Here is a 20,820-nt window from a genome sequence, read left to right as displayed (position 1 = left end):
CGCCGGTTCGGGCCCGCGCCCGATCCGGGCGGGGCCGAGGTGCCCGTCGCGTAGTGTGTGGGCCGTTCGGCCGGATGCCGGACCGCTGGTACCACGCCGCTACGAGCCCCCCGGGGTCCCCGCACTCGATGTCACTTTTCAGCCATCAGTCGGCATACGCGCAAGCTCCGGCTTTCCCACGGCACATCGTCACCGCGATCCTCGTCGCCCATGACGGGGCCCGCTGGCTGCCCCGCACACTGACCGGCCTGCTCGGTCAGGAGCGTCCGGTCCAGCGCGTCGTCGCGGTCGACACCGGCAGCACCGACGCCTCGGCGGGTCTGCTGGAGGACGCCCTCGGCCGGGACTCGGTGCTGCACACCGAGCGACGGACCGCGTTCGGTGCCGCCGTGAGCGAGGCCCTGCGCGCCGCGCCGCACCTCGACCCCGCGTCCCTGCCGTACCGCACCGACACGTACGACGTGTCGGATCCGTACGGCGACACCGACGAGGACCGCCCGCCGAGGTCGACCGAACCGGTCGAGTGGCTGTGGCTCCTCCACGACGACAGCGAACCCGCCCCCGACGCCCTGCACCTGCTGCTGCGCGCCGCCGACGAACTGCCCTCGGTGGCCGTGCTCGGCCCCAAGGTGCGCAGCTGGTACGACCGCAGGCAACTGCTCGAGGTCGGCACCACGCTCACCGGCAGCGGCCGACGCTGGACCGGCCTGGAGCGCCGCGAGCAGGACCAGGGCCAACACGACGCGATCCGCGGCGTGCTCTCCGTCTCCAGCGCCGGCCTGCTGGTGCGCCGCGACGTGTGGGAGAGCCTGGGCGGTTTCGACCCGCGTCTGCCGCTCTCGCGCGACGACACCGATTTCGGCTGGCGCGTCAACGCCGCCGGGCACCGCGTGGTCGTGGTCCCGGACGCGGTGATCCAGCACGCCGAGGCGGCCACGCGCGAGCGCCGGCCGATCGACGTCGCCGCCGACCGGCCGCACCGCGTGGACCGCGCGGGCGCCGCCTTCACGCTGCTCGCGAACAGCACCGGCGCCGGCTGGCCGCTGCTGTGGTTCCGCCTGCTGTTCGGCGGCCTGTTCCGCAGCCTGGGCTACCTGCTCGGCAAGCTGCCCGGCATGGCGCTGGACGAACTGCTCGGCACCGTCTCGGTGTTGCTGCGCCCCGCCGGCTTCCTGTCCGCGCGGCGGGCCCGGGCCCGCACTCGCACCATGTCCGACAAGGACCTGGGCGACCTGTTCCCCAGCCGCGCGGCCACCGTGCGGCACGCCGCCGAGGGCCTGATCGGCAACCTGCGGCGCAGCGAGGAACCGGAGAACCGGTCCGGCCGGCACAGCAGCGCCGAATCGGGCCCGGTCGACGAGGACGCCGAGTCGCTCGACACGGAGAACTTCGTCAAGCTGCGCATGCTGATGCGCCGCCCCGGCCTCTCGCTCGCCGTCGCGCTCACCCTGATCACCCTGTTCGCCGCCCGCGATCTGCTCTCCGGCGGCAGCCTGTTCGGCGGCGCCCTGCTGCCCGCGCCCGAGGGCGCGTCGGACCTGTGGGACCGCTACGCCGACACCTGGCACGGCGTCGGCTTCGGCGAGGCGGCGAGCGCGCCGCCCTACGTCGGCGCGCTGGCCGCGTTCGCCACGCTGCTGTTCGGCAAGGCCGGCACGGCGGTGGCGGTATTGCTGATCGGCAGCGTCCCGCTGGCCGGGATGAGCGCCTACCTGTGCTCGCGCCGCCTGGTCTCCGCGCCGGGCGTGCGGGTGTGGGGGGCGTCCGCGTACGCACTGACCCCCGTCGCCACCGGCGCGATCGCCGGCGGCCGGATCGGCACCGCCGTCGCCCTCGTCCTGGCCCCCGTGGTCGCACGCGGCGCGGCCCAGGTGCTCGGCGCGGGCGACCTCAAGGCGTCCATGCGCGCGGCCTGGGCCACCGGCCTGGTCCTCGCCGTCGTCGCCGCGTTCACCCCGCTGCTCTGGCTCGCCACCGCGCTGCTCGCGCTGATCGCCGTCGGGGTCTGCTTCGCCGGGCTGCTCGGCCCGCGTCCGGGCATCGGCCTGCTGCTGCGGGTCGGCGTGGTGCTGGGCACCCCGCTCGTGCTGCTCGGCCCGTGGACCCTGGCCCTCGCGGGCAAGCCGGCGCTGTTCCTGAGCGAGCCCGGCCTGGCCGGCGACGCGCTGGCCGAGAAGGGCACCAGCCCGGTCGGCCTGCTGCTGCTCGACCCGGGCGGCCCCGGCACACTGCCGATCTGGCTCACCGGCGCGCTGCTGGTCGCCGCGCTGGCCGCGCTGTTGCGCGACTCGCGTCGGGCCGCGGTGCTCGGCGCGTGGGCGGTGGCCCTGGTCGGGCTGCTGCTCGCGGTCGTGGTCAGCCACGCCGAGATCACCGTCGAGGCGACCGGCGCCAAGGTGCCCGCATGGCCCGGCGCGGCCGTCGTGGTGATCGCGCTCGGCTACGTGACCGCGGCGATGGTCGGCGCCGAGGACGCCCGCACCCGGGTCGCGGCCGGCAGCTTCGGCTGGCGCCAGCCCACCGCGGTGGTGCTGGCCGTGGTCGCCGGCGCCGCCCCGCTCCTGGCCGCCGGGACCTGGCTGTGGAAGGGCGCCGACGGCCCGCTGGAGCGGCGCGACCCGGTCGTGGTGCCCGCGTTCGTGGCCGAGGAGGCCACCGGCGCGCGCCACCCGCGCACCCTCGTGCTCACCTCGCCCGAACCGGGCAACGTCAGCTACACGATCGTGCGCGGCGCGGGTCCGGCGCTCGGCGACGCCGAGACGGCGCCCAAGGCGTCCACGTACCGGCAATTCAACACCTTCCTGGGCAAGTTGATTGCCGGCGGCGGTGGCGCGGACGCGAGCATGCTGGCCCCGTACGGCATCGAGTTCATTCAGCTCAAGCCGCCGGTGGGCAGCGAGTTGACCGCCCGGCTCGACGGCACCCCCGGCCTGGCCCGGGTCGGCGCCACCCAGGGCGCCACGCTCTGGCGGCTGCAATACCCGGTCGGCCGAGCTCTGATCGTCGACCCCGACGGCAAGGCCAAGGCCCTGCCGACCACCCGCGAGGGCGTGTCCACCCGGATCGAGGCGGGCCCCCAGGGCCGGATCCTGCGGCTCGCCGAACGCGCCGACTCCGGCTGGCAGGCCACCCAGGGCGGGAAGAAGCTCACCGCCCGCACGCTGGACGGCTGGGCCCAGGGCTTCGAACTGCGCCCCGAGGCCGGCCGGCTCGAACTCACCCACTCCTCGGGCGGACACGGCGTCTGGCTGCTCGTGCAGGGCGTGCTCGTGTTCGTCGTGTTCGTCATGGCGCTGCCCGCCCGCCGGCGCGGCACTGACGACGACCTGCCCGAGGCCGCCGCGGCGCCGGTCGCGGCAGGTGCCGCGGCCGGCGAGGGCGGCGGGCGGCGCGGCCGACGCAAGGCCGAGCCGGCCGAGCCGGTCGACGTGCCGGAGGCGGTGCCGGTCGCGGTGGGGGCCGACGGGCTCGACGCCTACGGTTTCCCCGAGTTCCCCGAACAGCGCACCGACCCGGCCGAGGCGCCGGTGCCGGTCGAGGTCTGGCAGGGCACGCCCTACGACGGCACCACGACGCCGGCGTACGAGCAGTACCCGCAGCAGGACTACGGGCAGCAGTACCAGGGCTATCCGGACTACCAGGGGTACCAGTACGACCAGTCGGCCCAGGGACTGCCGGCCCAGGGCGCGCCCGACGGCTCGGACGCGGCGGGTTCCTTCGGCTGGAACGGGCAGCCGCAGCAACAGCCGCACCAGCAGCCCGCCTACGACGAGTACGGCAACCCGCTGCCCCCGCAGCAGTACGACCCGACCGCCTACCAGGACCCCGCCGCCGGCCGCCCGCCCGAGCCGCGCTCGGGTGACGATCCGTGGCCGCCGTCCCCGCAGGGAGACCGCCCGTGAAGCGCACCACCCTCTCCCTGGCCGCCGTCGTCGCGCTGCTGGCCGTCGTCGTCGGCCTGGCGGTCGTGACCCGCCCGACCGAGAGCAAGGCGGCGCCGCCGCCCGCGGCGCCGCGGGTGCCGGTGCAACAGGCCGAGGTGTCCTGCCCGTTCGTGCGCCAGCTGCCCGGCAGCTCGACCGCGGTCTCCGCGCTCGCCCCGCCCGCCCAGGCCGGGGCGAGCGGCGGCGAGGCGAACGTCGTCGAACTCGGCGACCGGACCAAGGCGCGCACCAAGGTCGAGGCCCCGGGCAAGCTCGCGAGCATCGGCGTGGACAACACCGACGTGCCGCCGCTCCTGGGCACCGCCTCGGGCGCGTTCGCCCCGGGCTTCGGCGCGGGCGCGGTCACCCGGGTGCCCAGCAACGCCGGCCGCGGGCTGGCCGGGGTCACCTGCGAGGCGTCCACCACCGACCGCTGGTTCGTCGGCGCCGCCACGACGGAGAACCGGGAGGCGTACCTGTACCTGTCCAACAGTCGGGACACCCCCGCCGTCGTCGACGTGGAACTGTTCGGGCGCAACGGCCCGATCGAGTCCGAGGCGGGCCGCGGCATGTCGCTGGCCCCCGGCGCCTCGACGGCGATCCTGCTGCGCACGCTCAACCCGAGCGCGATCGAGCCCGGCCTGGCGGTGCACGTGATCGCGCGGTCCGGGCGGGTCGGCGCGGCGATCCGGGACCAGGAGGGGGCGGTCGGCACCGACTGGCTGCCCTCGTCCGGCGCCCCGGGCCGCAACCTGGTGATCACCGGTCTGCCCGCGATCACCGGCGACGCCGGCAATGTGCAGCTGATGCTGTTCTCGCCGAGCGGGGAGAGCACCGACGTGCAACTGTCCGTCGCGGGCAAGGTGAACACCTTCAAGCCGGTCGAGCACGAGACCACCGAGGTCAAGGGCAACAAGCTGACCGTCTTCGACCTCGGTCCGGTCAACCGCGGCGACGCGGGCGCGCTCCGGCTGGTCTCCGGCCGCGCGGACATCATCGCCGGCGTCCGGGTGGTGCAGGGCGGCGGCGCCGACGCGGAGGTGGCGTTCCTGAGCGGCACTCCGGAGCTGACCGGTCGCGCGCTGATCGCGGAGAACCGCACCGGCGGCGCGGTCGCCACGACCGTCACGCTGACCGCGCCCAAGGGTCCGGCCAAGGTCAAGCTCACCGCGTTCGGCGACAAGGGCGACCCGGTCTCCGCCGACGTCGAGGTACCCGCGGGCACCACCGTCCAGGTCAACGCCCCGGCCCCGGCCGGCGCCACGCGGTTCGCCCTGGTCGCCGAACCGCAGCCCGGCTCGCAGCCGGTGCACCTGGCTCGCACGGTCACCGAGACGATGAACAAGACCGCCGCGTTCACGGTGCAGCCCTTCGTGCCCGGCGTGGAGACCGTGGTGGTGCCCAACGCCCGCCAGGACCTGTCCCTGCTGGTCCCGCAGCGGTAGCCGCACGCTCGCGAGACGACGAAGGCCCGGACCCCGCTGCGGGGCCCGGGCCTTCGTGGTTCCGGCTCGCTCAGTCGTCGGGGTCGATGGTGTCCGGATCCATCCCCAACAGGTCCGCGACCTGCTCCACCAGCACGTCGTTGACCAGCATCTCCAGCTCGGCCCGACCCTCCGCGCGCAGCTCCAGCGGGCGCCGGTACAGGATGATCGTGGCGGGCACGGCCTTGGTCGCCGGCACCAGCCGGCCCAGCGCCACCGCCTCGTCGCCGTTCACCGCCGTCTCGGCCTCGGGCACGTCCAGGACCGCGAAGCGGACCTCCTCCAATTGCGGCCAGCGCTTGGCGAGCCGTTCCACGACATCGGCGGCGAGGTCGTCGAACCGCTGCGCGCGGGTCAGCGCGATCGGCACGGGGGGTGGGGCGAGCGGGCCGCGCATGCCGCGGCCGTGCCGGTCGCGCCGACTGCGACGGCGCGAGTCGCGCTCGCGGGGGGAAGAGGGGACCGAGTGCTCGTTGTGCACGGCACGAGCTTAGGGCCTGGCCGCCCGATCCGGACCGGTCCGCGCCGCCCCGTCGAAGGACGTCGCGGACCGCCCCGAACGGGTGTCCCCATGCCGCCGACATCCTGTGAGGAGCGACACGTGAGTCACACCGCACCCGGATACCACGCGGGTTCGGCCCGCTTGCGGTACCGTCCATCGTCGTGAGCCCTGTACGTCGCTGTTCGCGGACCGCCTGCGGCCGAACCGCAGTCGCCACGTTGACGTACGTCTACGCCGACTCCACGGCCGTCCTGGGCCCTCTCGCGACCTACGCCGAGCCCCATTGCTACGACCTGTGCGCCGAGCACTCGGAGCGGCTGACCGCGCCGCGCGGCTGGGATGTCGTGCGCCTGGCGCCGGATCCGAGCGCGGGCAAGCCCAGCAGCGACGACCTGGAGGCGCTGGCCAACGCGGTGCGCGAGGCCGCCCGCCCGCCGCAGCCCCCGCAGCCCGCGCCCGAACCGCCGGACCGCGACGGCCGTCCCGAGACCGGCCGCCGCGGCCACTTGCGCGTTCTGCGCTCACCCGAGAGCTGACCGCCGGCCGATAGGGTCTGAGGCGTCGTCCGCGGGGCAGGGGTCGACGGACAACGGCCAACACCGCGGCGAATCGCGACCGCGGTCGAGCGAGTGGAGTCTTCGGGTGCGCGACCTCTCCCAGATCGTGAAGGCGTACGACGTGCGGGGCGTGGTCCCCGACCAGCTGGACGCCGACACCGCGCGAGCACTGGGCGCGGCGTTCGTCCGGGTCACCGGAGCCGAGGCGATCGTGGTCGGCCGGGACATGCGGCCCTCCTCGCCCGAGTTGTCCGGCGCGTTCGCCGAGGGCGCCGCGGCCCAGGGCGCCGACGTCACGCTGATCGGGCTCGCCTCCACCGACGAGCTGTACTTCGCCAGTGGCAGCCTGGACCTTCCCGGCGCGATGTTCACCGCGAGCCACAACCCCGCGCAGTACAACGGCATCAAGATGTGCCGCGCCGGCGCCGCGCCGATCGGCCAGGACAGCGGCCTCGCCGACATCCGCGCGCTCGCCGAGGCCGGCGTGCCCGACTTCGCCGGCACCCCGGGCACGATCGGCGAGCACGACGTGCTCGCCGACTACGCCGCGCACCTGCTCGGCCTGGTCGACCTGACCGGCATCCGGCCGCTGAAGGTGGTCGTGGACGCGGGCAACGGCATGGGCGGGCACACCGTGCCGACCGTGCTCGGCGCCGCGAGCGGGCTGCCGCTGGAGATCGTCCCGCTCTACTTCGAGCTGGACGGCTCCTTCCCCAACCACGAGGCGAACCCGCTGGACCCGAAGAACCTGGTCGACCTCCAGGCGAAGGTCCGCGAGAGCGGCGCCGACCTGGGCCTGGCCTTCGACGGCGACGCCGACCGCTGCTTCGTGGTCGACGAGCACGGCGACCCGGTGTCCCCCTCGGCGGTGACCGCGCTGGTCGCGGTCCGCGAGATCGCCCGGGCGAAGGCCAACGGCGAGGCGAAGCCGATCGTCATCCACAACCTGATCACCTCCCGCGCGGTGCCCGAGATCGTCGCCGAGCACGGCGGCGAGGCGGTGCGCACCCGGGTGGGCCACTCGTTCATCAAGGGCGAGATGGCGAAGACCGGCGCGATCTTCGGCGGCGAGCACTCGGCGCACTACTACTTCCGCGACTTCTGGCGGGCCGACACCGGGATGCTCGCCGCGATCCACGTGCTCGCCGCGCTCGGCGGCCAGGACCGCCCGCTGTCCGAGTTCGCGAGCGAGTACGACCGCTACCCGGCCTCCGGCGAGATCAACAGCGAGGTGCTCGACCAGGCGGCGGCGACCGCGCGGGTCCGGGCCGCGTTCGTGGACCGGCCCGGGGTCGCCGTGGACGACCTGGACGGGATGACCGTGGTCGCCGACCGGTGGTGGTTCAACCTGCGCGCGTCCAACACCGAGCCGCTGCTGCGGCTGAACGTCGAGGCGGACGACGAGGCGACCATGATCGCGATCCGCGACGAGGTGCTGGCACTCGTCCGGGACTGACCGGTCGGCTCGGTAAGGTGATGGGTTCAATCGGACGACTGCCGCACCGGACCCGGACGAACAGGTACGAACGGTACGAACAGTCGGAAATGTGGGAGATGTCGTGAATCTGGAACCGTCGCAGCTGGCGATCCTGACGTGCCCGGTTTGCCACGCCTCGCTGCACCGGGACGGGGACGCCGCGCTGGCCTGCGACAACTCCTCCTGCGGGCTGGTGTACCCCGTCGTCGACGACATCCCGGTACTGCTCGTGGACGAGGCTCGCCGGTCGGGCACCGATCGGGCATGAACATCCTCGACGAGGCCCTGCTGGACGACCAGGACGGCATCGCCCGGGCCGATACGGCGGAGACCCTGCGGGCGCTGGCCGGTGCCGGCGCCCAGGTCCGCCGGGCCGTGCAGGCCGCGCGCGAGGCGCTGCCCGCCGCGATCGCGCCCCGGGACCGGCCGCGCACGGTGATCCTGGCCGCGCCCGCGTACGGGCCGCTCGGCCATGCGCTGCGCGCGGTCACCGGCGCCGACGTGGCGCTGCCGGTGATCCTCGGCACGGGCGGCACGCTGCCCGGCTGGGCCGGTCCGATGGACCTCGTGTTGACGGCCGGGCGCGGCGACGAGCCGGGCCTGATCGACCTCGCCGGCCAGGCCTACCGGCGCGGCTGCCAGACGGTCGCGGCCACGCCCGGCGGGTCGGCCCTGGACGCCGCCGTACAGCAGAGCCGGGGCGTGGTGGTCCGAGTCCCCGTCGACGCCGGCTCCGTGGGCGCGGCCGGCTACGCCGACGAGACCGTGTTCGCCGCGCAGACCGCGTTCTGGCCGCTGTTCACCGCGCTGCTCGCGATCACCGGCGCGTGCGGCGCAAGCGCGTTCACCCCCGGCGAGGGCCTGGCGAGCGTGGACGCGATGGCCGACCGCCTCGACGAGACGAGCACCCGCTGCCGGCCCGCCGCCGAGGCGTACCTCAACCCCGCCAAGGGCCTGGCCGGCGCGATCGCCGGCACCATCCCGGTCGTGTGGGGCGCGGGCACCGTGGCGGGCGTGGCGGCCGAGCGCTTCGCCACGATGCTCACCGGCGTGGCCGCCGCACCCGCGCTGTCCGGCCCGCTGCCGATCGCCGGCCGCTACATGGACCGGGTCTTCCAGGCGGGCGAGGCCGGTGCCGCCGAGGACCCCGACGACTTCTTCCGCGACCGGGTGGACGAGCCCGACCCGGTGCGGATGTACCCGGTGCTGCTCGTCGACCACGACGACCCGGCCGCCGCCGCGCCCGTCGACCACGCCCGCCGCACCCTGGGCGCGCTGGGCCGGGCGGCCGTCGGCGAGGTCGGCGCCCGCGGCGGCAGCCCCGTCGAGCGGTTGGCCGAGCTGATCGCCGTCACCGACTTCGCGGCCGTCTACCTGGCCCTGGGCACCGGCGTGGGTCCCGCCGCGCCGGGGCTGTTCCCCTGGACCGAAGGTGGTCCCTGCTAGCCATGGACCGCCTTCTCAACCGGGTCCGCGCCAACGCGTGGGGTTCGCTCACGGCCATCCCCGAACTGCTCGGCGTCGCCCCCACGGGCGAGCCGCAGGCCGAGCTGTGGATGGGTGCCCACCCGGGCGCGCCGTCCGAGGTCGATCGCGGCTCCGGGGCCCGCTCGCTGGTCGAACTGATCGCCGCGGACCCGGCCGGCGAGCTGGGCCCGGACACCGCCGCCCGGTTCGGTCCGCGCCTGCCGTTCCTGCTCAAGGTGCTGGCCGCCGAGGAGCCGCTGTCGCTCCAGGTGCACCCCGACGCGGTCCAGGCCCGGCAGGGCTTCGCCGAGGAGGAGGCGCGCGGCGTGCCGATCGACGCGCCGCACCGCAACTACCGCGACTCCAGCCACAAACCGGAGATGATCTGCGCGCTCGGCGACTTCGAGGGCCTGGTCGGCTACCGCGAGATCGGCGAGACGCTGAAGCTGCTCCACGCCCTCGACGTGCCCGAACTGGCCCCGTTCGCCCGAGCGTTGCGCAATCCGGACGAGGAGGCGGCGCTACGCGCGGCGACCACGCACGTGTTGATGCTGCCCGAGCGCCTGCGCACGACGGTGGTGGACGCGGTCGCCGCGGCCTGCCGCCGACTGGCCGCGAACGGCTCGCCCTACGCGGAGGCGTGCGCCGCGGTCGCCGGTCTGGCCGAGCGCCACCCGGGCGATCCCGGTGTCGCGGTGGCGCTGCTGCTCAACCACATCCGGCTGCGCGAGGGCGAGGCGGTCTTCCTCGCGGCCGGCATGCCGCACTCCTACCTGCACGGAGTGGTGGTCGAGATCCTGGCCAACTCCGACAACGTGCTGCGCTGCGGCCTGACCGACAAGCACATCGACGTCGGCGAGCTGCTGCGGATCATGGCCTTCCGGGCCGGACCGGTGGAGATCCTGGGCCCCGAGCCGAGCGCGGCGCACCCGGGCGAGGAGGTCTACACGACTCCCGTGGCCGACTTCCGCCTGTCCCGGCTGCCCGCCGGCCCGGGCTGCGGGCCGCATTTTCTGGACACCGCCGGCCCGCAGATCCTGCTGTGCGTACGCGGCTCCGCCACCGTGCGACAAGAGCCCGAGCCGGGGGGCGCGGCCGGAACGACCCTCGACCTGGCGCGCGGCCGGTCGGTGTACATCCGCGCGGGTGAACCCCGCGTCGCGGTCACCGTCGACGGCGCCGACGGCCTGGTCTTCCGGGCGACCGTGCCCTGCCGCTGAGCGCCGCCGGCCGAGCGCGGCCGGGCGTACTTACCGCAAGTCTGCCGGGGTAGACGCCGGCCCGATGACACACTGATCGCCGACACAGGCGGCCGGTGACGACGACGGTGGTCAACCAACGGGCGGGAGTCGATTCATGAGTGCGGGCGGCGGGACCAAGGCGGTCGTGGCGGCACTGGCCGCGAACCTGGGGATCGCGGTGGCCAAATTCGTGGCCTTCGCCTTCACCCGGTCCTCGTCGATGCTGGCCGAGGGCGTGCACTCGCTGGCCGACTCCGGCAACCAGGTGCTGCTCCTGGTGGGCGGCAAACGCGCGGAACGCGACGCCACCCCCGAGCATCCGTTCGGCTACGGCCGCGAGCGCTACATCTACGGCTTCCTGGTCTCCATCGTGCTGTTCTCCGTCGGTGGCATGTTCGCCATCTACGAGGGCTACGAGAAGATCGCCCACCCGCACGAGTTGAAGAGCTGGTACTGGGCGGTCGGCGTGCTGGTGTTCTCCATCGTCCTGGAGGGCTTCTCCTTCCGGACCGCGATCAAGGAGTCCAACCAGCATCGGGGTTCGCTGACGTGGGCGCAGTTCATCCGCCGGGCCAAGTCGCCGGAACTGCCGATCGTGCTCCTGGAGGACTTCGGCGCGCTGATCGGCCTGCTCCTCGCGCTCGGCGGCGTTGGCCTTGCGGTGGCCACCGGCGACGGCGTCTGGGACGGCGTCGGCACGCTGTGCATCGGCGTGCTGCTCGTGCTGATCGCGATCGTTTTGGCCCTGGAGACCCGCAGCCTGCTGCTCGGCGAGGCGGCCGGGATCGAGACGGTCCGCGAGATCGAGGCGGCGATCGTGGCCGGCCCCGACGTCGAGCGGCTGATCCACATGCGCACGCTGCACCTCGGCCCGGAGGAACTGCTGGTCGCGGCCAAGATCGCGGTGCGCCACGAGGACACGGCGGCCGACGTGGCCCGGGCGATCGACGCCGCCGAGGCCCGCATCCGCGCCGCCGTCCCGATCGCCCGAGCGATCTACCTGGAACCGGACATATACCGGGCCGACGAGGCCGCCCGCGGCGCCGATCCCGAGGCGACACCTGGCGGAAAGTACCCGCACACGCCAACCGGATGAGGTGTTAACGTCGTTGGCGCACAACGACAGTCGCTGCAGAGGGCGGTCGGGTCTCGGGCCCGTAGGCACAGAAGTGTCCGACTGGATGGCACGTCATCGGCGCCCCCGGCACCGGTGTGTCTCCAGTCCCATCCACCCCCCTGCAGAAGGATCGAAACATGGCTTCGCAGCTCGACGGCGACTTCAAGGTCGCCGACCTCTCCCTCGCCGCGTTCGGCCGCAAGGAGATCACCCTCGCCGAGCACGAGATGCCCGGCCTCATGGCGATCCGGCGTGAGTTCGCCGCGGCCCGGCCGCTGGCCGGCGCGCGGATCATGGGTTCGCTGCACATGACCGTGCAGACCGCCGTGCTGATCGAGACGCTGACCGCGCTCGGCGCCGAGGTGCGCTGGGTCTCCTGCAACATCTACTCCACCCAGGACCACGCCGCCGCGGCCGTCGCGGTGGGCCCCGAGGGCACCCCCGAGGACCCGCGCGGCGTGCCGGTCTACGCCTGGAAGGGCGAGACCCTGGAGGAGTACTGGTGGTGCACCGAGCAGGCGCTGAACTGGCCCGGGCACGACGGTCCGAACATGATCCTCGACGACGGCGGCGACGCCACGATGCTCGTCCACAAGGGCGTCGAGTTCGAGAAGGCCGGCGCCGTCCCGGACGCGACCGCCGACGACTCCGAGGAGTACACGGTCTTCCTGGCGCTGCTGCGCGCCAACCTGGCCGAGAACCCCGGCAAGTGGACCGCGATGGCCCCCGGCATCAAGGGCGTCACCGAGGAGACCACCACCGGTGTGCACCGCCTGTACGAGATGTTCCGGGAGGGCTCGCTGCTCTTCCCGGCGATCAACGTCAACGACTCGGTCACCAAGAGCAAGTTCGACAACAAGTACGGCGTGCGCCACTCGCTGATCGACGGCATCAACCGCGCCACCGACGTCCTGATCGGCGGCAAGGTCGCGGTCGTCTGCGGCTACGGCGACGTCGGCAAGGGCTCCGCCGAGTCGCTGCGCGGCCAGGGCGCCCGGGTCATCGTCACCGAGGTCGACCCGATCTGCGCGCTCCAGGCGGCGATGGACGGCTACCAGGTCACCACGCTGGACGAGGTCGTCGAGATCGCCGACATCTTCGTCACCACCACCGGCAACCGCGACATCATCATGGCGTCCGACATGCAGCGGATGAAGCACCAGGCGATCGTCGGCAACATCGGCCACTTCGACAACGAGATCGACATGGCCGGCCTGGCCAGGATCCCGGGCATCGTCAAGGACGAGGTCAAGCCGCAGGTGCACACCTGGACCTTCCCCGACGGCAAGACGCTGATCGTGCTGTCCGAGGGCCGCCTGCTCAACCTGGGCAACGCGACCGGTCACCCGAGCTTCGTGATGTCGAACAGCTTCACGAACCAGACCATCGCCCAGATCGAGCTGTTCACCAAGCCCGAGGAATACCCGATCGGCGTGTACGTGCTGCCCAAGCACCTCGACGAGAAGGTCGCGCGCCTGCACCTGGACGCGCTCGGCGTGAAGCTCACCACCCTCACCGAAAGCCAGGCCGCCTACATCGGCGTGCAGGTCGACGGCCCGTACAAGCCGGACGCGTACCGGTACTGATCCCCACCGGGTCGACCCGCTCGACCCGATCGGTGCGGTGACGCGCCGATTCGTCGACGCGGGTCGGCATACTCGCCCGTCCCACGGACAGACGCACGGACGGACAACGGATCGGCGGTGGGCCGGGCGGCGCGACAACGCCCGCCCGGCCCACCGCCGTCCGGCTCACACGACAACCCTCGGGGGGCGGTCGCATGCGACGGCGCAACTACGGCGCGACCCTGCTCGTCGCGGCGGCCCTGACCGCCGTGACGGCGTGTCAGAACGACGGCTCGAAGGCGGAGTCCGCGGCCGGCGCCACGGCCGCGAACACGGCACAACCGGCGTCGGGCGGCGATGCGGTCGACCCGCTGGACAACGAGGACGGCACCAAGCCCGGCCTCGCGCCGCTGACCTCGGCGGCCGACCTGGCCCGGGCCCGGGCGCTGATCGACCGGGTGCAGACGAAGGGGCGCGGCCCGAAGACCGGCTACGACCGGGAGAAGTACGGCCCGGCCTGGAGCGACGCGGTCAGCGGCGTGCCGTTCGGCGGCAACGACTGCGGCACCCGCGACGACATCCTCAAGCGGGACGGCCGGGCGACCCGGTGGCGGGACAAGAAGGGCTGCGTCGTGGAGACGATGACGCTGCCCGACCCGTACTCCGGCAAGGACATCACCTTCACCAAGGCCAAGGCGTCGGCGATACAGATAGACCACGTGGTGCCGTTGAGCGCGTCGTGGCAGATGGGCGCCGCCCAGTGGGACGCCGACAAGCGCCGCCGACTGGCCAACGACCCGCTGAACCTGCTGGCCGTCGACGGCCCGATCAACGGCGGCAAGGGCGACTCGAGCCCGGCGACGTGGCTGCCGCCGAACAAGGCGGTGCGCTGCTCCTATGTGGTGCGGTACGCGCAGGTGTCGATCAAGTACGAACTGCCGGTGACGGACGCGGACAAGGCGGCGATGTCGGCGCAGTGCGGGGGATGACGGCGGTCGGGCCCGGGTCGGCGTCGGCCTACGGGCACAGGACGACCTTGCCGAGATTGGCGCGCGCCTCGATCACCTCGTGCGCCTTCGCCGCGTCCGCGAGTGCGAACGTGCCGTGCACGACGACCCGGAGCCAGCCCGACAGCGCCAGGTCCCAGAGCTCGTGCCGGTGCCGCTCGTACATCTCGGGGAACGCGGTGGAGAAGCGGGCCATCGACATCCCGGTGATCGTCCGCGCGCCGGCGAGCAGTTCCCACGCCGGCACCGTCCCACCGCCGGAGTTGAAGAAGACCAGCCGGCCGAACGGCGCGAGCGCGGCCACCGCGCGCGGCAACACCTCGCCGCCGACGCCGTCGAGCACCACGTCGACCGGCTCGCCCCACGACTCGTCGGCGTAGGACACCACCTCGTCGACCCCGAGCCCGCGCAGGAAATCGGCCTTGTCGAGCGAGCCCACGGCCGCCACCACGCGGCTCGCGCCGCGTGTGCGGGCCAGCTGTACGGCCAGATGACCGGCCCCGCTCGCGGCACCGGTGACCAGCACCGACCGCCCTTCGACCGAGCCGGCCGAGGCCAGCGCCGCGAGCGCGACATGCCCGCCGCGCACCAGCGCGACCGCGTCCACGGCGCTCGCGGCGGCGGGGATGTGCGACGCGGTGAACACGGGGGCGAGGGCGGATTCCGCGTAGGCGTCGGCGAACGAGATGGCCACCACCCGATCGCCGACCGCGAACCCGGTCACGTCCGGCCCGATCGAGGTCACCTCGCCGGCGACGTCCCCGCCGAACACCCCGGGCAGCGACGACCCGCCCTCGCGCACCTTGCGCACACTCGGCAGGCTCACCCCGATCGCCTCGGTCCGGATCAGCAACTCGCCCGGCCCGGGTTCGGGCACCTCGGCGTTCGGTACCTCCTCCAGGCAGAGCACGTCCGGACCACCGTTGCGGTAATAGCGAACACGACGCATGCGCGCATCCTCCGGGTATCGAGAATCATGGGGCAGCCCAACGAAAACCGTGGGTGACCCCAACGATATGACAATGATCGTGGGAAAGTCCAACGATTCTCCGGATAGGCTGCGCCCATGGTCGACAAGCTGCCCGCCCCCGCCCGGATCCGCGCCCTGCCCAGCTGGCTGCTCGGCCGCGCCGCCGCACACGGCCGAGGCCTGGTCCGCGAGGCGCTGACCGGCGACGGCATGCCGATGCTGCACCACCTGGTGCTGATCGCGGTCCGGGAGTACGGCCCGGTCGCCCAGGCCGAACTCGCCCGCGCGGTCGCCATCGACCCCAAGGACATGGTCGCGATCCTGAACTCCCTCCAGGCCGACGGCCTGGTCACGCGCACCCCCGATCCGCACGACCGACGCAAGAACGCGATCGCAGCCACCCCCGCCGGCGAACAGCGCCTGGCCCGGCAGGAACCCCTCGTGGACGCCGCGATGGACGACCTGCTCGCCCCCCTGACCGCCGCCGAACGGGCCACCTTCATCGCCCTGCTCACCCGCGTCGTCGCCGCGGCCGACCCCGACGCGCCGACCGTGTCGTAGGGTCCGCGCATGCCCTCAGGCACGTACTCCTTCCACGACCCGCACGACGGCACCCCCCTGGGCGAGGAACGCTTCTCCTGCGCCCCCGGCCCGATCGGCTGGCGCTACACCGGAAGCGGCATCGACCTGACCCTCGACGCGCGGGGCCGCCCGGTGCGCCTGGAGGTACTCGCGGGCGGCTGGCGCGTCCGCGGCGGCGCGACCGCGGTGGCCGGTGCACCCGGCGTGGTGTGGCTGCGGGCCGCGGCCGACCCGACGGTGGACGCGCCCGCGACCGAGGCCGAGGCCCGCGCCGCCGGCTTCACGGGCCGCTCGCCCGCCTTCCTGATCGCGACCGCCACGCTGCTGAGCCTGGCCGTCGGCGACTCGGCCCGGCTGCGCCTGATCGCGCTGACCGAACCGGTCCTGGCCGCACACACGGTGGACCAGTCCTGGACCCTGGCCACGATCGAGACCCACGACGGCCTGACCGTCGAACGCTACGAGGTCGACGACCTCGCCACCGGCGAACGCGCCACGATCCACCTGAGCGGCGACGTGGTTTTGGCAGCCCCGGGGATCGAACTCGAAGCCCTCGATACGCCGCCGAACCGGCGGATCACGATGGGGGGGTGAAGCCGGGGGGTGTGGGGGTGGGGGTGGGCGCGGGGGCCCGCTGGGGGGCGGGCGTCGGCTCGGGCGCGGGCGTCGGCGCCTGCGAGCCCGGTGCCGACGGGACCGGCGGTACGGGAGCGGGTGCCGGTTGGGCCATCGACGGCGCCGCGTTCCCGGTGGCGTACCCGCCGACGGCGGACGAGTGCCGCTCCCAGTCCCGGCGCTGGCGCTCGGCCAGTACGGCGGCCAGGTACACCACCGGATGCATCCCGGGCGGCGGCCCGACCCCGATCCGCTGCGCGGTGTCCCCGGTCAGCCGCTCGGCGAGCGACGCGGCTATCGCCGGATCCAATTGGTCCCGCCGGGACAGGTATTGCCGAATGGCAAGCGCTAGATCATCGGACAGCCCGGACAATTCGATCCCGGTCGCCCACGCCGAGGCAGCCGGATGCAGCGGCAGCGGCAGTTGCCGCACCCCCGGAGTGCGCTCCCGCACCACGAATGTCCCGGCCGCCATGTCCCCGAGCCGCTTGCCGTTCGTCGAGGCCATCGACGAGAACACCGCGCCACATCCGAACGTGGTCCAGAAATCCACGAAGAACCCGAGCAACGCCCGCACCAGCGCGTGCCGGAACCGAATCGGCCCACCGTCGTCGCGAACCACCCGCAGTCCGAGCGCCAACTTTCCGAGGGAGCGCCCATGACTCGCGGTCTCCCAGGCGACCGGCCAGCCGATCACCACGAGCACGACGATCGTCAACGTCAACGCCGCCGCGAGCGCACCGTCGTCGACGGGCACCGCCAGCGAGACGAGCCACACCACCGCCAACAACAGGGCGACCTGCGCCGCGAGGTCGATCACCATCGCGATCGCCCGGCTGGGCAGCCGCGCCGGGCGAAGGTCGAGCGCGACCGCTTCTCCCGTGACGAGTTCGGACACGGCCACCTCCAGTGTGTGCGTCGATGTCGCTCCCAGAGAGGATGCACCGTATGGATGTCGACGTGTTCGTCGCGGTACACCGCCACGAGTGGGAACGCCTGGAACAACTGACCCGCAGGCGCCGCCGCCTGTCGGGACCCGAGGTGGACGAGCTGGTGACGCTGTACCGCCGCACGGCCACCCACCTGTCGACGATCCGCTCCGCCGCGCCCGACCCCGTACTGGTCGGCCGGCTCTCCACCCTCACGGCACGGGCCCGCTCGGCGGTCACCGCCCCGCGCACGCCGGCCTGGCGCGACGCGACACTCTTCCTCACCGTTCGATTCCCGGTAGCGGTCTATCGCAGTCGCCGCTGGTGGGGGACGACGGCCGTGGCCTTCCTCGTGGTGGCGTCACTGATCGCCGCCTGGGTCGCCCACGACCCGGCGGTCCGCGACTCGGTCGGCGCGCCGGACCAGATCCGCGAGCTGACTCGCCCCGGCGGCGACTTCGAGTCCTACTACTCCAGCGCCCCCGCAAGCTCGTTCGCCGCCCAGGTGGCCACGAACAACGCGTGGGTGACGGCCGGCTGCCTGGCCCTGGGCATCCTGCTCGGCCTGCCGGTGCTGTTCATCGTGTTCAGCAACGCGATGAACGTCGGCATCTCGGCGGGCCTGATGGCCGACGCGGGCCGCCTCGACGTCTTCTTCGGCCTGATCACGCCACACGGCCTGCTCGAACTCACCGCCGTGTTCATCGCGGCCGGCGTGGGTCTGCGCCTGGGCTGGACCGTCATCGACCCGGGCCCTCGAACCCGCGCCAGGGCGATCGCCGAGGAGGGCCGCATCGCCCTGGGCATGGCGGTCGGCCTGGCCCTGGTCCTGGTCGTCTCCGGCATCATCGAGGCCTTCGTGACCCCGTCCGGCCTGCCCACCTGGGGCAGGATCACGATCGGCGTGACGGCCGAGGCGGTGTTCCTGGCGTACGTGGTGATCCTGGGCCGCCGGGCCGAATTCGCCGGAGAGCAGGGGGATGTGGCATCCTCGGACGTCGCGGACGAACTGCCGATGATCGCTTGATCAGGTGATCTTGACAGCCCACCGACCGCACACGTAGATTCGAAGGGTTGTCGCGAAGTTGTCCAACGACGCGACAGTCTGGTAGTCTCTGCCAGAGCCGAGCGGGGCGTCCGTCAAGGATTGCACTCCTGCCGCAAGCATCACCATCGAATTTCTCGATCATCGGTCGCGTTCATTCGCGACGAGTTCGGCTATTTGCTGTTCTTGTGCATGTGGATTCTGGAATTCCCAATCGGCGCCGGAGCACCGGCGGAAACGGGCTACCGAATCTGCTAGGCTCCACGAGCCGGAAGCCGAAGGAACGAAAGTCCCGAAGGCGGAAAGCAACAGCAGGAACGGGCGAAAAGCGGGTCGGAAGATCTGCTAGAGTCTGAAAGGCGGAAAGCGCGGGAACGCGCCGGACGCCGAAAGCGAGCAAAGCGAAGCGGCCGAAACGGTGTGCTAAGCTGGAGATGCGAAAGCGAAACACAGGAAACACAAAGCAACACAAACTGAACGTCAAACGCCCGGAGGGCGCGGTTGATTCCGCACCGAAGGAAGCGTCCGTTCCTTGAGAACTCAACAGCGTGCCAAAAGTCAACGCCAAAGAAACACCCCCGGCGCTGAACGTCTCTCCATTCGGGGAGTCGCGGTCAGTGTTGGTGGTTCCTTTGAAGAAAATCCTGGGTCCTGTCAGTGGGCCCAGGTCACAGCAAGGACGCGGGCGACATACCCGGATCATTCCTCCGGGAGAGTCGCCGCTCACTTATTGTGTTCCACCGGATTACCGGTGAACATCAATGGAGAGTTTGATCCTGGCTCAGGACGAACGCTGGCGGCGTGCTTAACACATGCAAGTCGAACGCTGAAGCCCTTCGGGGTGGATGAGTGGCGAACGGGTGAGTAACACGTGGGCAACCTGCCCTGCACTCTGGGATAACTTCGGGAAACCGGAGCTAATACCGGATAATATCTTCCACCGCATGGTGGGGGGTTGAAAGTTCCGGCGGTGCAGGATGGGCCCGCGGCCTATCAGCTTGTTGGTGGGGTAGTGGCCTACCAAGGCGACGACGGGTAGCCGGCCTGAGAGGGCGACCGGCCACACTGGGACTGAGACACGGCCCAGACTCCTACGGGAGGCAGCAGTGGGGAATATTGCGCAATGGGCGAAAGCCTGACGCAGCGACGCCGCGTGAGGGATGACGGCCTTCGGGTTGTAAACCTCTTTCAGCAGGGAAGAAGCGAAAGTGACGGTACCTGCAGAAGAAGCACCGGCTAACTACGTGCCAGCAGCCGCGGTAATACGTAGGGTGCGAGCGTTGTCCGGAATTATTGGGCGTAAAGAGCTCGTAGGCGGCCTGTCGCGTCGGATGTGAAAACTCGGGGCTTAACCCCGAGCCTGCATTCGATACGGGCAGGCTAGAGTTCGGCAGGGGAGACTGGAATTCCTGGTGTAGCGGTGAAATGCGCAGATATCAGGAGGAACACCGGTGGCGAAGGCGGGTCTCTGGGCCGATACTGACGCTGAGGAGCGAAAGCGTGGGGAGCGAACAGGATTAGATACCCTGGTAGTCCACGCCGTAAACGTTGGGAACTAGGTGTGGGCGACATTCCACGTCGTCCGTGCCGCAGCTAACGCATTAAGTTCCCCGCCTGGGGAGTACGGCCGCAAGGCTAAAACTCAAAGGAATTGACGGGGGCCCGCACAAGAGGCGGAGCATGTGGCTTAATTCGACGCAACGCGAAGAACCTTACCAAGGCTTGACATACACCGGAAACATCTGGAGACAGGTGCCCCTTTTGGTCGGTGTACAGGTGGTGCATGGCTGTCGTCAGCTCGTGTCGTGAGATGTTGGGTTAAGTCCCGCAACGAGCGCAACCCTCGTTCTGTGTTGCCAGCATGCCTTTCGGGGTGATGGGGACTCACAGGAGACTGCCGGGGTCAACTCGGAGGAAGGTGGGGACGACGTCAAGTCATCATGCCCCTTATGTCTTGGGCTGCACACGTGCTACAATGGCCGGTACAATGAGCTGCGATACCGCAAGGTGGAGCGAATCTCAAAAAGCCGGTCTCAGTTCGGATCGGGGTCTGCAACTCGACCCCGTGAAGTCGGAGTCTCTAGTAATCGCAGATCAGCATTGCTGCGGTGAATACGTTCCCGGGCCTTGTACACACCGCCCGTCACGTCACGAAAGTCGGTAACACCCGAAGCCGGTGGCCCAACTCGCAAGAGGGGGAGCCGTCGAAGGTGGGACCAGCGATTGGGACGAAGTCGTAACAAGGTAGCCGTACCGGAAGGTGCGGCTGGATCACCTCCTTTCTAAGGAGCACATAGCCGAATGTGGCCATCTGTGCCACACGGTTGCTCATGGGTGGA

The 20,820-nt window shown here is 71.7% G+C and carries 16 protein-coding genes and 1 rRNA gene; 14 read left to right on the top strand and 3 right to left on the bottom strand.

All coding sequences use genetic code 11. The features are described from left to right. Positions 1-128 precede the first annotated feature (128 nt). Entirely contained in the window at positions 129-3,902 is a 3,774-nt protein-coding gene (locus tag ACMXN5_RS12075) for a glycosyltransferase family 2 protein (protein WP_439675259.1), read from the top strand. Next, positions 3,899-5,368: a DUF5719 family protein gene (locus ACMXN5_RS12070; RefSeq protein WP_439675258.1), complete on the top strand. Its 1,470-nt coding sequence runs from the start codon at positions 3,899-3,901 to the stop codon at positions 5,366-5,368. Before ACMXN5_RS12075 ends, ACMXN5_RS12070 begins: the two co-directional genes overlap by 4 nt. A gap of 70 nt (positions 5,369-5,438) precedes the next feature. On the opposite strand, the gene ACMXN5_RS12065 is transcribed toward ACMXN5_RS12070, so the two are convergent. Next, positions 5,439-5,804: a metallopeptidase family protein gene (locus ACMXN5_RS12065; RefSeq protein WP_078976974.1), complete on the bottom strand. Its 366-nt coding sequence runs from the start codon at positions 5,802-5,804 to the stop codon at positions 5,439-5,441. A 266-nt stretch (positions 5,805-6,070) separates the two neighbouring features. Between ACMXN5_RS12065 and ACMXN5_RS12060 the strand changes: the two genes are divergently transcribed. From ACMXN5_RS12060 to ACMXN5_RS12025, 8 genes are all read left to right on the top strand, one after another. Beyond that, the gene (locus tag ACMXN5_RS12060) at positions 6,071-6,445 is read left to right on the top strand and encodes a DUF3499 domain-containing protein (RefSeq protein WP_174861553.1); all 375 of its coding nucleotides are present in this window, start codon (positions 6,071-6,073) and stop codon (positions 6,443-6,445) included. Between the two features lie 106 nt (positions 6,446-6,551). Continuing rightward, positions 6,552-7,922: a phosphomannomutase/phosphoglucomutase gene (locus ACMXN5_RS12055; RefSeq protein WP_439675257.1), complete on the top strand. Its 1,371-nt coding sequence runs from the start codon at positions 6,552-6,554 to the stop codon at positions 7,920-7,922. A gap of 103 nt (positions 7,923-8,025) precedes the next feature. After that, complete coding sequence (locus tag ACMXN5_RS12050; RefSeq protein ID WP_379999953.1) at positions 8,026-8,211, top strand: Trm112 family protein; 186 nt, start codon at positions 8,026-8,028, stop codon at positions 8,209-8,211. Further along, positions 8,208-9,389, top strand: a complete 1,182-nt coding sequence (locus ACMXN5_RS12045; RefSeq protein WP_439675256.1) for an SIS domain-containing protein — start codon at positions 8,208-8,210, stop codon at positions 9,387-9,389. The genes ACMXN5_RS12050 and ACMXN5_RS12045 overlap by 4 nt, the downstream gene beginning before the upstream one ends. Before the next feature lie 2 nt (positions 9,390-9,391). Continuing rightward, on the top strand, positions 9,392-10,630 hold the full coding sequence (gene manA / locus ACMXN5_RS12040; protein WP_439675255.1) for a mannose-6-phosphate isomerase, class I: 1,239 nt from the start codon (positions 9,392-9,394) through the stop codon (positions 10,628-10,630). A gap of 136 nt (positions 10,631-10,766) precedes the next feature. Next, complete coding sequence (locus ACMXN5_RS12035) at positions 10,767-11,747, top strand: cation diffusion facilitator family transporter (protein ID WP_439675254.1); 981 nt, start codon at positions 10,767-10,769, stop codon at positions 11,745-11,747. A gap of 158 nt (positions 11,748-11,905) precedes the next feature. Beyond that, on the top strand, positions 11,906-13,354 hold the full coding sequence (gene ahcY, locus ACMXN5_RS12030; RefSeq protein ID WP_439675253.1) for an adenosylhomocysteinase: 1,449 nt from the start codon (positions 11,906-11,908) through the stop codon (positions 13,352-13,354). A gap of 194 nt (positions 13,355-13,548) precedes the next feature. After that, positions 13,549-14,322, top strand: coding sequence for an HNH endonuclease family protein (locus ACMXN5_RS12025; RefSeq protein ID WP_439675252.1), 774 nt, complete (start codon positions 13,549-13,551; stop codon positions 14,320-14,322). Between the two features lie 28 nt (positions 14,323-14,350). On the opposite strand, the gene ACMXN5_RS12020 is transcribed toward ACMXN5_RS12025, so the two are convergent. After that, a complete protein-coding gene (locus ACMXN5_RS12020) occupies positions 14,351-15,289 on the bottom strand; it encodes a quinone oxidoreductase family protein (RefSeq protein ID WP_439675251.1) in 939 nt (312 codons plus the stop codon). 117 nt (positions 15,290-15,406) lie between these two features. Between ACMXN5_RS12020 and ACMXN5_RS12015 the strand changes: the two genes are divergently transcribed. Continuing rightward, positions 15,407-15,871 carry a MarR family winged helix-turn-helix transcriptional regulator gene (locus ACMXN5_RS12015; RefSeq protein ID WP_439675250.1) on the top strand — a complete coding sequence of 155 codons (465 nt, stop codon included), beginning with the start codon at positions 15,407-15,409 and terminating at the stop codon, positions 15,869-15,871. Positions 15,872-15,880: 9 nt separating this feature from the next. After that, a complete protein-coding gene (locus ACMXN5_RS12010; RefSeq protein WP_439675249.1) occupies positions 15,881-16,486 on the top strand; it encodes a hypothetical protein in 606 nt (201 codons plus the stop codon). Here the strand turns inward: ACMXN5_RS12010 and ACMXN5_RS12005 are convergent. Continuing rightward, entirely contained in the window at positions 16,470-17,405 is a 936-nt protein-coding gene (locus ACMXN5_RS12005) for an RDD family protein (protein ID WP_439675248.1), read from the bottom strand. The genes ACMXN5_RS12010 and ACMXN5_RS12005 overlap by 17 nt on opposite strands. A gap of 50 nt (positions 17,406-17,455) precedes the next feature. On the opposite strand from ACMXN5_RS12005, the gene ACMXN5_RS12000 reads away from it, so the two are divergent. Further along, the gene (locus tag ACMXN5_RS12000; protein ID WP_439675247.1) at positions 17,456-18,463 is read left to right on the top strand and encodes a stage II sporulation protein M; all 1,008 of its coding nucleotides are present in this window, start codon (positions 17,456-17,458) and stop codon (positions 18,461-18,463) included. Between the two features lie 776 nt (positions 18,464-19,239). After that, a 16S ribosomal RNA gene (locus ACMXN5_RS11995) occupies positions 19,240-20,763 on the top strand. Positions 20,764-20,820 lie beyond the last annotated feature (57 nt).

This window comes from Embleya australiensis (assembly GCF_051903075.1).
Classification (GTDB): Bacteria; Actinomycetota; Actinomycetes; order Streptomycetales; family Streptomycetaceae; genus Embleya.
Note: the sequence above shows the minus strand (reverse complement) of the source record. Positions and strands in the feature narration are given on the sequence as shown.